Below are 12654 nucleotides of genomic sequence, written 5' to 3'. Positions count from 1 at the left end.
TCTAGTCTTCTTCGTGGAAATACACCGTGTAATAGTTCATGTTCCGCTCGTTGTCAAAGCCCTTCTCGATGTACTCCTCGTTGCCTTTCACTGCAATCTGCACCTTGCCGCTGTCCAGCTTGATCAGGCACTTGAAGTCTTTCCTTGCCTTTCGGACTGCATCGGCTGATATATGGAACTCGGGATATACCTCGATATCGTATTTTTCGCTGATGTCCTTTCTAAACTCTATGAAAGAATCGATCACATCCGGCTCCTCCAGTACCTCATTTTCGAACTCCACTACATTGAACTCATCTCGAGTACCGAAGTAGTTCAAACTTCTTTGCAGGAAAGCTATTTGTTCTGGCTTCTCTACATTATGATCCTCATTGAAAACATCTGCTACAAAACCACGGCAAAGCTGCAGGTAGTTGGTTGTGTGCAAATGACTATCAGCGATTTGCTCCACCCGTAGGAAGCTTTCACTCCAGTATCCCGATTCGACTGACTTTTTGCTTTCCTCCTTGAGCAGGATTTTAAATCCAGTTTCTTTTCGGTCATTTAGGATAATGCAGGCTCTATCAATTTTGCTGCTGCCTTTTCTATAGAGTAGCTTTATGCCATCAGTCCAAGGGTTTACTGTCATAAACCCATCTTTTTTCTCTGCCTTGAAAATCCCGATACCATCCACTACATCGCCGTCCACGATGAAATCTTCCAGATACACGATATATAATTCACCGCCTTTGATACGGGGATGGGTAGAAGTATTATAGAGGTGCTTGGCCATATTCTCTGACTGCACCTTAAACTCTTCAGGGTTTTCAAAAATCCTTTTAGCAAAGCCATACATCTCGTTTAACTTGAGGTCGCCAGACTCATCAAAAAACTGGTAACGTGCACTAGAGTTGATTGGCCTTAGGAAGTAATGGAGCATTTCCTTGTAGAATAGCTCATACTCCTTGAATGGCAATTCCTCTTGAAGAAAGAGTGGCTCTTCCTGAACCTTATTACCTACAATGTGCAGGATCAGGTTTTTGAGTTTGACAGAATTAAAATCGTTCATTGCTATTTTTCGGGTTTGAAATGGAGCAGGACAAACGCCCCGCTCCGTGTTTCAGATTATCCTGTAATTGTGTAATTTAAAACCACTTAAAACACATTTTTCACACAAAACAGATAACCTATGAATGAACTTGAAGAACAAGCTTGTTATAACTATGAAGCCTTTATGACCAGGGCTTTTCGTAAACGTTATGATGGCTCCAATTTGAAATTGGATATGTCTACCATGAGAAACCTTATTTGGTCAGAGCAGGGAGAAAGTGCTGCTAAAATTCTTAAACCAACTCCTGTGCTTTTTGCCAATGTTAAAAAGAACCTCTTGCAGGCTGCTGACAAATTCCTCAAGTTTAATTTGACCGATAAAGAACGGGCTATTATTGAGGAAGAACGTCAGCAAATTGATTTAGCTACGGATTCAGCAGGGCTTATTCGCTCCATTAACCGTGTTGTCGATATCACCGACCAGTTTAGGCTTAATTGAGTGTTCTGTTGACTTAGCCAATCTGATCAGGTCAGCCCGGTCATCGTAAATCCGGTTATTTATCTGGTCTTTAGAGCAAATGTCCGCCAGTCGCTTGTTGTGCTTGAATATATAATCAACGAGTTGCTGGTTGGACATTTGGCTGAAGTCCGTTGCCTCCGGATCCATAAAGGACAGTAGATGGTTTGAGAAAACTTCTTCGCTTGTCTCGATCAGCTTGATCATCTCCTCAAGGCTTGTGAACCGAATGCCTTCGATAATCTCAAGCATGCATTTCCCGGATAATAGGACTACCTTCAATATTGGGTATTCTATCGATGGGAAATTGGCTATGATATATAGTTGCCCTTCCGCTAGCCTGAATGTGCCCATTACCTGGTCCTTGTCCTTGCTGATCAGGTGCCTATTCTGCCAATGCTTTCTTAGGTACTGATAGACCTCTTTCTTAAGCTTTTTGCGGTTCGGCTTCGTGATTACCGGTACCTGCTTTATAAACTGCTGATTAAACAGCTTCTCGTTTTGGAGTAGGCTGATCGCCTCCTGAGCCGTCTCGATCTTCTGTATAAACAGCGTCTTGCTGAATACGTCTCCGTTTCCGATTGAAACTGAAAGCTTAAATCTGATGTAACCTTGATTCCGCTTAAGGTGGATATGGAATTTCCAACTGTTCTTATCCTGCAGGGTACAATTGAATGTCTCTTCTTCAGGGAACATAACCCTATCATTGAAAACCTGATTATGCTCTCTACTTTCAATATCGAAGCTGCTTAGAAACTCGTTGAGTTTGTGTACCAATGCATTTGCTGCCCTTGTGGTCCTTTTATACTCTGTAGGGTTCATTCTTATATCAGTTTTTGAAACCTCCCCCAAAACTGGGGGAGGGTAGCGGAACTCAATCCAATCTTAGTGTATAGTTTATGAGCACCAGCCGGGTACTGCCCCCAGCTCTGGGATCTGTTCGGTGCTGAAGCAGCGGCTCAGAACTTCAGAGCCGTTGGCTTTCGTTGAATTAGTCAGTAACCCAAAAAACTGACTGTCTTCTTTCTACTATGAACCTTAAATTGATTTCTTCTGAGTGGGCTTGATTAGGAAACAAGCCCCGGGCAAAAGCCCGGGTATGTAATATGTTTAACCTAATTTATTAACCTATCAATTGCTTGCGCACAGGCAGGAAACGCTCCCACGGAACAACATGGTTCCTCTCTTTGCTGTGCTTATATTAAAATCCCGAGTAAACTCTATCTCTAGGGGGTGAAGAAATGATTACATCCATTTCTTCAGATTCTTCTGGATCAAATACATCGAATCCAAGTAGGCCGAACTCTTGAGCTTCTTTGAAGAACTCTTGAGCAAAAGGCTTATCCTTATTTTTCACTAAGTCTTTTTTAATTAGGTATTTGATGTATCCAGTCAATGACTCCTTCCCGTATACACTTGAAGCTTCTTCTACATACATCTTTAATGGAAGCTCTAGTTTAAATCCTGTATGAACCTTATTAGGTTTTGGTATTTGTGGTTTAGTCATTATAGATGTAGGTTAGAAAATTCAGCTTAAATTGTATATCTTTGTTTTACAATGTAAAACGATGTGAAAATATGTTTTTATTCGTTTTAAGTTGTACAATGATATTAAACTGAATAATAATACACAAATCTAAAGACTAAAAATTAGTCTTAAAACTAATATCCATATGGAATTTGGTAAACGATTAACATTGTTCATGTTAGAAAAAGATCTATCTGTAGATCAACTTTCTAAAATAACAGAAACCTCTCTATCAGCTATTTATGATTGGAGAAATGGAAAAAAAGTCCCTAATACTAATTATTTGATGAAAATTTCAGAAGCTCATCCAGAATTAAACATGGATTGGTTAATTACAGGGAGAGGGAAAATGATGTATTCAAATAAAGCAGAAAAAGTAACAAATAATGAATCTTCAGTTGAAAATAGATTATCTGAATTAGAGAATAAGATTGATCAACTTCTTAAAACTAAGGATGATACATCTAATTTAGCTTCAGGAGGTGTAGACCCTTTTTTGGCAATGTTCCAGATGCTAAATCAGATGGCGAAGAATAATGGAATGAAATTGACCATTAATGCGGATGACCAGCCTGCTAATAGGCAGTCGGGAAAGCTGGCGGGTGATACTGATATGTCAGAGGCTGAAAAAGAGATAGAATCCTTGAACTATTGGGTAGAAGAATACCCAAAGCGTAACCACAATGTTGCTGCTTAACCCCAGGTTCAGGATACTAAAACTTGACCAAAAAAGTGCGGGATGTGTTACACAATCCGGCGGGATTGTGTAACTCTAGGGTTATTTAATCACTTTTTGGTAACAGTCCTGGTATCACCCCAGTTAAGCGCTCGCTTAACTTTCTGACATCTAGTAATTTAAAATTTGGAAAATAATCCCTTCGGGATTATTTTTCATATAGAAAACACCGTTTCCGAAGGAAACAAACCATATTAGCTCCAGATGGCAATCTGGATTTTACAGCAATCAATATATCATAACCCTGAAAGGGTTGAACAGGATAACATCATTTAGTACCTCATAATATGAGAAAGGATTAGCGTAGGAAATCTCTATTCTAACCCTTTCAGGGTTTTCAATGCCTGCTGCTTACATTGACTTCAATACGATAATCGATCGAGGTGCCAATATAATTCTGTCCTCTTCTATAATTTTAGCTTGGTCTTCCTCCACAATATCATAAGGATGTGAGGCTGATGTATCAATCACTTTCCCATATTTGATTCTCTCAGTTTGGATAGAAGGCTCAGGAAGCTCAAACATTAATGGCTCCCAAAAAGCATTTACCATCACATACAGTTGCTCTTTCTCCTCGGGGTCAGTGAGCATAAAAGAGATGGCTCTTGATTCATCCAAAAAGTCCGGCTCATCTACATCTGTCACTCCATGCCAAGAAATAATAGACTTTTTAGCTCTCAGCTTCGAATTCCAAAACTCCTGCTTCTGAAATAACTTGTGAGAAAGGTTAAACTTGATCAGCTTCTTGACAAAAGTGAAAGTATCATTGTTTCTCTCAACATCCTTCCAATTAAACCAACTGATATGGTTATCCTGACAGTAAGCGTTATTGTTGCCTTGCTGTGAGCGCCTTACCTCATCCCCCATTAACAACATTGGTGTTCCTTGCGCCAGCAACAGCATCACAAAATAGTTTTTGATCTGCTTCTTTCTCAGCAACTCCACATCATGGTTAAACGATGGTCCTTCTACCCCACAGTTCCAACTCTGGTTGTCATTGCTACCATCCTGATTGTTTTCTCCATTGGCCAGGTTATGCTTGCTGTTATAGCTTACCAAGTCATTCATGGTAAAACCGTCATGGCAAGTAATGAAATTGATACTTCGGTTGGGATCCCAGCCATCCTTGTGGTAGTAGACATTTCTGCTACCTTCCACGCTATCCTTAAATGCTCCGAGCATTCCACCATCACTCTTGATAAACTTCCGCATTATGTCACGGAACATTCCGTTCCACTCACTCCATTTATCACCGATAAAGCTTCCTACCTGATAAAGTCCTCCAGCATCCCAAGCCTCTGCAATCATCTTGGTTCCTGCCAGCACAGGGTCAGACTCTATCTCCCAAAGAATTGGTGGGTTATCTAACGGCGTACCATCTTCAGCTCTTGAAAGCACAGAGGCAAGGTCAAAACGGAAACCATCCACATGCATTTCAGAAACCCAGTAGCGGAGTGAATCCATAATTAAACGCCTGACTATAGAATGATTGGCATTGACTGTATTCCCACAACCTGTATAGTTACGGTAAGCATAGTTATCTTCACGGTCAAGCATGTAATAAGCTTCATTTTCAAAACCCCTGAAAGAAAGTGTAGGTCCTTCAGCAGGTCCCTCTGCCGAATGGTTATACACCACATCCAAAATCACCTCAATCCCTGCCCTATGCAGTGCCTTGACCATATCCTTAAACTCTCTCACTACAGCGGTAGGATCATCCGTATTGGTTGCATAACCACAGTGTGGTGCAAAAAAACCAATTGTGCTGTACCCCCAGTAATTGATCTTGCCTGCCGGAGCATCGTATATATCAAACTGATGAACGGGCAACAACTCCACTGCGGTCACTCCTAACTCTTTCAGGTATGGAATCTTCTCGACAAGACCGCTGTATGTTCCTCGCTTCTCTTTAGATACACCTGACGATTCATGTTTTGTGAAGCCACCTACGTGCATTTCATATATCACTGTTTCAGAAAAAGGGCGACATAAAGGCAAGTCTTCTTCCCAATCATAATGGTCTTCAATCACAATTCCCCTTGGGGCATGTACGCAGTTGTCGCCAGGACGCATCGCCGCTTTACGGTTGTAGTTGCTTCCCATGTAAACAGACTTTGCATATGGATCCAGCAACACCTTGGTCCCGTCAAAGTACATTCCTTCTTCCGGTTTGTAATCACCATAAACTCGGTAGGCATATACCTGCCCATGACCAATCCCTTCAATAAATACATGCCAGTAATAAAAGGTCTTGTTTACTTTCGGGTCCAGTGCGATCACCTGACTAGGCAGTGGTGCATCCTTATCGTCAAAAAGTAATAGCTCTACCTTTGTTGCATTCTTGGTGAAAACACAGAAGTTCGTTCCTTTTTCCGAAACCGACGCTCCAAGCGGAAAGCTATTTCCAGGTTTAATTATTTCAGCCATTTGTGGTATTGTTCAGTCAAAGATTTTTGGTTAGCTAAAAATAGCACAAAGATTTGAGATATTAGATGAGAGACGGGAGATGGAAAATTTTAGATGGGGAGAAACAAAAAAAGCCCTGCCAGTTTATGACAGGACTTCAACTACCGTAGCAATTTAATTATTTAGAGTTTAAAAGCGACCGGTATAACCATTCGCTGCTTAACAGGAACACCTCTTTGATAAGCAGGTCTCCAGTCCTTGATATGTTTTTTAAGCGCTTCCAATGCTATAAGGTCTAAATTACTATCTATTCCTTTCAAAATTTTGAGGTCAGTTCCATTGCCTTCCTTATCCACTATAAATTGAATGTACACTTTCCCTTCAATTCCTTTTTGCTTGGCTTCTTCTGTGTAATGAATGTCTTGCGCCAAATCATTCATCCACTCTGTTATTCCTTCCTTAGGTCCTGCAGGCTTCTCTACAATCTCAAATACTGTATCTTTTGTCAATTGATCTTCTAGATTCGGATTGATTACGTTAACCTTCACCTGAGATTTCATGTCAGGATGTTCCGCTAAATAATTATCCAGCCAAACTGTTGCCTTATCAACGTCGGTAAAACTCTTTTTCAGCTCCCCTACTGTTATCTCCATTGTCTTCTGGATTTCAGGCTCAGCATCTTCTTGTTGGTTTTCCACACAGGCAATGACAAAAAGTGCTACAGCCAACATAGGCACAACAGTCAGCATCTTCAGTTTTGGGTACTTGGATTGATTTGTTTTCTTCATCATGTTCAGTCGTTTTTGGATTTGAGATTGATTAAAACTGTGTACAACTGATAGGCCTAATTCGTTGAACAGTGTCTTTACGATCAGACGTCGGTAAGCTTGCTGTGGTGTTGCCTGCAATACCGCTTTGTCTGCTATATATTCGTGCTGATCTCTCAGTGCACCTGCATAGAGGTACACTAAAGGGTTGAACCACATTAGTGCCTTCAACACCTCGATCAACATAATGTCATAAGTATGTTTTCCTGCAACATGCGCTTGTTCGTGCTGAAGTATCCTGACTGCATCATCTTTATTCAGGCTTGTTGTCTCATCCCACAGTATATTGTCCATAAAAGATGCAGCCGGATACTTTCCATTTGTCAGTACAACTTCAAAGCCGTACAGCTCTGTCTTTGGGTTACTACTAATCAGCTTGTCTATCTTTTTCCAACTTGCCAGCAGCCTTAACATCATCAGAATCATGACCAGAGAATAGGCAAGTTGCCACCAGTTTATAAAACCTCCACTTGTTGCTGTATCCGTTGCATTTGTTTGCCACATCAGGTCATACATCAGCAATGTCGCATCAGAAATTGGCTTCATGATGTTACCTTGAAGTTCAACGGACTCAGGTAAGTGCAAAAAAGGCAATACAAATGAAGTCCCCAGAGACAGTAACAAGTAAATCCTGTTCCGCTCAAAAAGGGTATCCTTTCTCAACAGGATATAGTAGAACAGGTAAAACAACAGCTGACAAGCCACTACTTCTAAAAGGTACATAGTCATAACAAGGATCGTTTAATTTGGAATTAAGCATTGTCCGCTTTTTCCTCATCGTTATTATCATCTTCTTTTTGGTCTTCCAGCTCCTTCATCAACTCTTCCATTTCCTGAATTGTCATATTGTTTTTCTTGACAAAGAAGGATACCATCTTCTCAAATGAACCACCAAAGTAACTTCCGATAAAGCTCTTCAGGTAATTGTTGCTATAGGTTTCCTGATCTACCAAAGGGTGGTACTGATGAGATTTCCCTATCGGTTCATGTCCAACAAAACCTTTCTGCTCCAGTATTCGCACAATCGTAGAGATGGTATTGTACGCAGGTTTTGGCTCTGGCATTTCTGAGATAATCTCCTTTACATATGCCTTCTCTAGCTTCCATAAAATTTGCATTACCTGTTCTTCTGCCGCAGTTAGTTTTTTCATATTCAAATCTGATTTTCTTGAGTGGTAAATTCAATTGAAGTAAAGGCTGAGGAAGCATTACCCCCAACCTTTACCCTTTAGCTTATTAAAGTTTAAATGTCACTGGCAATAAGTGGATATGCTGTATAGGCTTTCCGTCTTCCATAGCCGGATTCCATCCTTTGATACTTTTTTCCAATGCTGCTATAGCAGCATCATCCAAAATTGGATCTACTCCTTCTAGTACTTGAAAGCTCTCTGCATTCCCTTTTTCGTTGATAAGTATTTTCACTACAACGGTTCCTTCAATTCCTTTTGATCTTGCTTCTTCAGGGTATTCTAGATTTTGAGTAAAAGTACTGAACCATTCATCAATGTCCTCTTTAGGTTCTGCCATTGCATCTATACCTTCAGCAGCTAAAACCCTTGTCTCTCCTGAGGGACTGACTAACTTCCAATTACTTTTGATAAACTCAATATGGAAAGTAACATCTTCTGTAGGGTGCATTGACATATATTCATCCATCCATGTAGTCATTTCCTTTTCATCAGTAAACGTTTTTTCCACATCACCTATGGTTACTATAGCTTCTAACTCTCTTATTGGCTCCTGTAAAGGTTCTGTTGCTATATTTTCCATACAGGAAAACATAAACAACAACATGATTACGGATGGCACTACAGTCATTATTTTTAATTTCAAGTATTTGGGTTTATGGGTTTTCTTCATCATGTTCAGTCGTTTTTGGATTTGAGATTGATTAAAACTGTGTACAACTGATAGGCCTAACTCGTTAAACAGTGTCTTTACGATCAGACGGCGATAAGCTTGCTGTGGTGTATCCTGCAATACCGTCCTGTCTGCTATATATTCGTGCTGATCTCTCAATGCACTTGCATAGAGGTACACTAATGGATTAAACCACATTATTGCTTTCAGTGCTTCTATGAGTAAAATATCATGCGAATGTTTCCCTGCTATATGGGCCTGTTCATGCTGAAGTACTCGAATTGCATCCTCCCTGTCCAATTTTACTGTCTCATCCCACAGTATATTATTCAGAAATGAAGCTGAAGGATAATTCCCATTCGTAAGTACAACCTTGTAGCCGTATAAAACCTGCTTAGTATTTTTCCTTATCAGGTTCATTACTTTTACCAAACTAGATAAGAAGCGAAAAACCATTATTCCGGTAATCAATATATAGCAGCCTTCCCACCAGTGAATGGTCTGTTCTATAGGCATTGTACTCACTGTAATACCTTTTAAGAGGTATACAGAGTCTGACACAGGTCCAATACTTTCTTCAACCTGAAATGATGGTATTGGTAATAATGGGATTATAAACCCTCCTAAAAGAGTTAATAGCAAGTAAACACGGTTTCGCTCAAAAAATGGCTCTTTCCTAAACAGCAAGTAATACAATAAATAAAAGAGTGTTTGACTCCCGATTACTTTTAAGATATATGCAACCATAACAATGTTGATTTTAGGAATCTATTAGTCTAAAAAAAGCCTTGGGCCTTTATGGGTTTCTTCAATAAGTAAACTGCTTCCCTGATTGTGAAAGCAATGTATAACTAAAACTTTAGTTTAAAAATTTTATCAACTATTTTTTTAGTTGATAAGATAAAAAAAAAGGCAGGAAAGTGATTTTCCTGCCTCAAACTTAACTATCATATCTTGCCTAGCTATTGTTTCTAAGCTGTGTCAGCAACGCTCTAATATCTTTAGGATAATCTGCTATTGCATTTACTTCTGATCCATCAATATCCTTGAATGTGATTTCATAAGCGTGCAATGCTACCCTCTTGATCAGCGGTTCTTCCTCCGTTCCTTTCTTGAGATTAAACTTCCTTTTGATTTGTGACAGGTATGCCATCTTACCGCCATAAGTTTCGTCTGCTACGATTGGAGCCCCAAGGTATGCCAAGTGAATACGAATTTGGTGCATCCTTCCTGTAACTGGTTTACATGCAACCAGTGTATGGAACTTAAAAGCTTCCAAAGTCATAAATTTTGTCTGTGCTGGCTTCCCCTCAATGTCAATGCGGACATTGCCTCTACCTGACACAGCAATATTTCTGTCTACAAGAATCCTATCCAATTCCTGTACGCCATTTACTATAGCATGGTAGACCTTATCTACTTCCCTATTTTCAAATTGCATGGAAAGGTTACGATATGCCTCTGGATTCTTAGCAATCGCCAACATCCCTGAAGTTTCCTTATCAAGTCTGTGGCAAAGCTGTGCCTCTTCCCAATACTTTTTGGCCATCTCATAGATACTGGTTTGGGTTTTATCCCTGTCTTCCAGCGTAGAAATATGAGGTGGTTTATTAATCAGAATATAGTTATCGTTTTCAAATACGATCAGTTTTTTAAAATTCGGTACTTTCATTAGCCTGATTGTCTTTTTCCAGTATAAAGCTGAAGGCACTTCCTTCTCCCAATTTACTCTTCAGCGTAATATATGAATTGTGTTCGCTTAATATATGCTTTACAATTGCAAGTCCCAATCCTGAACCTCCCTGCTTTTTGGTACGGCTTTTCTCTACACGATAGAAGCGTTCAAATACTCTACGCTGGTCCTCTTCAGGGATTCCCATTCCATTATCCCTAACAGTTACCTTCACTGAGTCCTCATCATCTTCCAGCTGCAGCTTCACCCAACCACCTTCGTCATTATACTTGATGGCATTGGTCATCAGGTTTAGCATTACTTGCATGATTCGGTTATAGTCTGCATGTACTGCAATGACCTCATCGTGCGGTGGCTCATACATTACTGAAATCTCTTTTTTGGAAGCTTTGTGCTCTACCTGCTCAATGGCATCCACCATTAAGGTTTGCAGATCAAAGTACTCATACTCCATCTTGATCTGTCCTGACTCTATTTTAGAAAGTGTCAGCAGGTCTTCCACTAAGTGATTCAGCTGATTTAAGCTCTTGGCTGCTCGTCTCAGAAACTTCTCCCTCACATTTTCATCATCCATCGCACCGTCCAAGAGTGTCAGGATATAACCTTGGGTTGCAAAGATAGGAGTCTTCAGCTCATGAGATACATTTGCCATAAACTCCCTTCTGAAAATTTCCATTTTCTTCAGTTTGTCAATCTCCTGCTCTGTCTTTACAGCAAACTCCGTAATCTCTTGGTTGATCCTCTTCAGTGGGTTTCCATCTTTTTCAAACAGGTCCACTTCATAATCATCACCTAACTTTTTGTTGGTTGGATAAAGTTGCTTCTGTCTTAGCTTATCCACTTTTGAGTAGATCTTGTTAAGCTCCCTGAAGATCATAAACTCCAATGTAAAATAAGTTAGTAGGAATGCTGCTGAAAATGCAATACCACCACCAACAATATATCCTGCCATTGGTATATCGTCTACCAAGGTTAAGAATGCCACTGTAGTAAGGGCAGTAGATGCGGCAAGCAGAAATGCCACTGCTCTTGAATTAAAAAACATGGTCCGTTATTATAGTTAATCTTTTGTTCCTTTCTTTCTAAGCACAGCTTAAACAGGCTTGCTTTTCCGTTGTCGCAATGGTAACAACTCTGCAAAAATACAAAACCCTGCAAGATTTAAGTACCTGCAGGGTTGGGTATTTTCAGAATTGTAAAACTCAAGCTAATTCTCTCAGTTATTGGCTTCAAACTTATAGCCAACACCTTTTACCGTCTTGATAAAACCTTCACCAATCTTCTCACGGACACGTCTGATATGTACGTCGACAGTTCTTGCCAATACATATACATCAGCACCCCAAATATGTTGAAGCAGTTCATCACGGCTAAATACTTTGTTAGGGCTTTGAGCCAAGAAGTAAAGCAACTCAAACTCTTTCTTAGGAAGCGACATTGGTTCTTCTTCCACAAAAAGTGTATAGCTTGACTTGTCGATCACGAATGGACCAATCTTGATCACATTCTTGTCTTCAGAAACCGTTCTTGATTTCCTGCGGAAGATCGCGTCAATTCGCTTCATCAAAGCTCTTGGCTTGATAGGTTTGGTAATGTAATCATCACCACCAACTTCAAATGCTGCCACTTCGGAATACTCTTCCGATCGTGCGGTTAAGAAAATAACATGGGTCTCAGAGAGTTTGTATACATCCTTGATCTGGCGGCAAGCTTCCACTCCGTCCATCCCTGGCATCATGATATCCATTAGGATCAGATCTGGCTTCCACTCTTTTGCCTTGTTCACAGCTGATTTGCCATCATTGGCAGATGCTACTTGGTAGCCCTCTTTGCTTAGGTTGTAAGTAAGGATCTCTACGATATCCGGTTCGTCATCTACGACTAGCACCTTGTAGTTTTCGTTGCTCATATCCATCTATTGTTTTTGACGACCCAAAAATACACCATGCTTTTCTTATAATAAAGCTATTAAAAATGCAATTTATCTTTTCGGGCAATTCTTAATATTCCTGTAACACTCCATTCACAATAAGATTGATCTTACTGATTTACAAAACA

General features: G+C 40.1%; 12 protein-coding genes. 2 read left to right on the top strand and 10 right to left on the bottom strand.

The features are described from left to right. Position 1: 1 nt before the first annotated feature. On the bottom strand, positions 2-1048 hold the full coding sequence (locus tag V6R21_RS07590) for a nucleoid-associated protein (RefSeq protein ID WP_334242345.1): 1047 nt from the start codon (positions 1046-1048) through the stop codon (positions 2-4). Positions 1049-1168: 120 nt separating this feature from the next. Between V6R21_RS07590 and V6R21_RS07585 the strand changes: the two genes are divergently transcribed. Beyond that, on the top strand, positions 1169-1528 hold the full coding sequence (locus V6R21_RS07585; RefSeq protein ID WP_334242343.1) for a hypothetical protein: 360 nt from the start codon (positions 1169-1171) through the stop codon (positions 1526-1528). On the opposite strand, the gene V6R21_RS07580 is transcribed toward V6R21_RS07585, so the two are convergent. Both V6R21_RS07580 and V6R21_RS07575 read right to left on the bottom strand, forming a co-directional pair. Then, positions 1463-2368: a hypothetical protein gene (locus tag V6R21_RS07580; RefSeq protein ID WP_334242342.1), complete on the bottom strand. Its 906-nt coding sequence runs from the start codon at positions 2366-2368 to the stop codon at positions 1463-1465. The genes V6R21_RS07585 and V6R21_RS07580 overlap by 66 nt on opposite strands. A gap of 379 nt (positions 2369-2747) precedes the next feature. Next, a complete protein-coding gene (locus V6R21_RS07575) occupies positions 2748-3053 on the bottom strand; it encodes a hypothetical protein (RefSeq protein ID WP_334242340.1) in 306 nt (101 codons plus the stop codon). Between the two features lie 166 nt (positions 3054-3219). Between V6R21_RS07575 and V6R21_RS07570 the strand changes: the two genes are divergently transcribed. Continuing rightward, complete coding sequence (locus V6R21_RS07570; RefSeq protein ID WP_334242338.1) at positions 3220-3771, top strand: helix-turn-helix domain-containing protein; 552 nt, start codon at positions 3220-3222, stop codon at positions 3769-3771. Positions 3772-4161: 390 nt separating this feature from the next. Here V6R21_RS07570 and glgX read toward each other — a convergent pair whose 3' ends face one another. The 7 genes from glgX to V6R21_RS07535 form a co-directional block, all read right to left on the bottom strand. Continuing rightward, complete coding sequence (glgX, locus tag V6R21_RS07565; RefSeq protein WP_334242336.1) at positions 4162-6237, bottom strand: glycogen debranching protein GlgX; 2076 nt, start codon at positions 6235-6237, stop codon at positions 4162-4164. A 161-nt stretch (positions 6238-6398) separates the two neighbouring features. Further along, positions 6399-7772 carry a M56 family metallopeptidase gene (locus tag V6R21_RS07560; protein WP_334242333.1) on the bottom strand — a complete coding sequence of 458 codons (1374 nt, stop codon included), beginning with the start codon at positions 7770-7772 and terminating at the stop codon, positions 6399-6401. 23 nt (positions 7773-7795) lie between these two features. Next, positions 7796-8161, bottom strand: a complete 366-nt coding sequence (locus V6R21_RS07555; protein ID WP_408612975.1) for a BlaI/MecI/CopY family transcriptional regulator — start codon at positions 8159-8161, stop codon at positions 7796-7798. Positions 8162-8279: 118 nt separating this feature from the next. Then, the gene (locus tag V6R21_RS07550; protein ID WP_334242329.1) at positions 8280-9650 is read right to left on the bottom strand and encodes a M56 family metallopeptidase; all 1371 of its coding nucleotides are present in this window, start codon (positions 9648-9650) and stop codon (positions 8280-8282) included. Between the two features lie 211 nt (positions 9651-9861). Continuing rightward, complete coding sequence (locus V6R21_RS07545) at positions 9862-10575, bottom strand: RluA family pseudouridine synthase (RefSeq protein WP_334242328.1); 714 nt, start codon at positions 10573-10575, stop codon at positions 9862-9864. After that, positions 10556-11641 (bottom strand): sensor histidine kinase, encoded by a 1086-nt coding sequence (locus tag V6R21_RS07540; RefSeq protein WP_334242326.1) that lies wholly within the window; start codon positions 11639-11641, stop codon positions 10556-10558. The genes V6R21_RS07545 and V6R21_RS07540 overlap by 20 nt, the downstream gene beginning before the upstream one ends. Positions 11642-11812: 171 nt before the next feature. After that, positions 11813-12505, bottom strand: coding sequence for a response regulator transcription factor (locus V6R21_RS07535; protein WP_334242324.1), 693 nt, complete (start codon positions 12503-12505; stop codon positions 11813-11815). Between the last annotated feature and the right edge of the window lie 149 nt (positions 12506-12654).

The sequence above is a fragment of the Limibacter armeniacum genome, from assembly GCF_036880985.1.
Taxonomy (GTDB): domain Bacteria; phylum Bacteroidota; class Bacteroidia; order Cytophagales; family Flammeovirgaceae; genus Limibacter; species Limibacter armeniacum.
Note: the sequence above shows the minus strand (reverse complement) of the source record. Positions and strands in the feature narration are given on the sequence as shown.

Bases quoted from the DNA above. Each gene is read 5' to 3' on its own strand.
- V6R21_RS07590 (WP_334242345.1), bottom strand. From the start codon at position 1,048: ATGAACGATTTTAATTCTGTCAAACTCAAAAACCTGATCCTGCACATT.
- V6R21_RS07585 (WP_334242343.1), top strand. From the start codon at position 1,169: ATGAATGAACTTGAAGAACAAGCTTGTTATAACTATGAAGCCTTTATG.
- V6R21_RS07580 (WP_334242342.1), bottom strand. From the start codon at position 2,368: ATGAACCCTACAGAGTATAAAAGGACCACAAGGGCAGCAAATGCATTG.
- V6R21_RS07575 (WP_334242340.1), bottom strand. From the start codon at position 3,053: ATGACTAAACCACAAATACCAAAACCTAATAAGGTTCATACAGGATTT.
- V6R21_RS07570 (WP_334242338.1), top strand. From the start codon at position 3,220: ATGGAATTTGGTAAACGATTAACATTGTTCATGTTAGAAAAAGATCTA.
- glgX (WP_334242336.1), bottom strand. From the start codon at position 6,237: ATGGCTGAAATAATTAAACCTGGAAATAGCTTTCCGCTTGGAGCGTCG.
- V6R21_RS07560 (WP_334242333.1), bottom strand. From the start codon at position 7,772: ATGACTATGTACCTTTTAGAAGTAGTGGCTTGTCAGCTGTTGTTTTAC.
- V6R21_RS07555 (WP_408612975.1), bottom strand. From the start codon at position 8,161: ATGCAAATTTTATGGAAGCTAGAGAAGGCATATGTAAAGGAGATTATC.
- V6R21_RS07550 (WP_334242329.1), bottom strand. From the start codon at position 9,650: ATGGTTGCATATATCTTAAAAGTAATCGGGAGTCAAACACTCTTTTAT.
- V6R21_RS07545 (WP_334242328.1), bottom strand. From the start codon at position 10,575: ATGAAAGTACCGAATTTTAAAAAACTGATCGTATTTGAAAACGATAAC.
- V6R21_RS07540 (WP_334242326.1), bottom strand. From the start codon at position 11,641: ATGTTTTTTAATTCAAGAGCAGTGGCATTTCTGCTTGCCGCATCTACT.
- V6R21_RS07535 (WP_334242324.1), bottom strand. From the start codon at position 12,505: ATGAGCAACGAAAACTACAAGGTGCTAGTCGTAGATGACGAACCGGAT.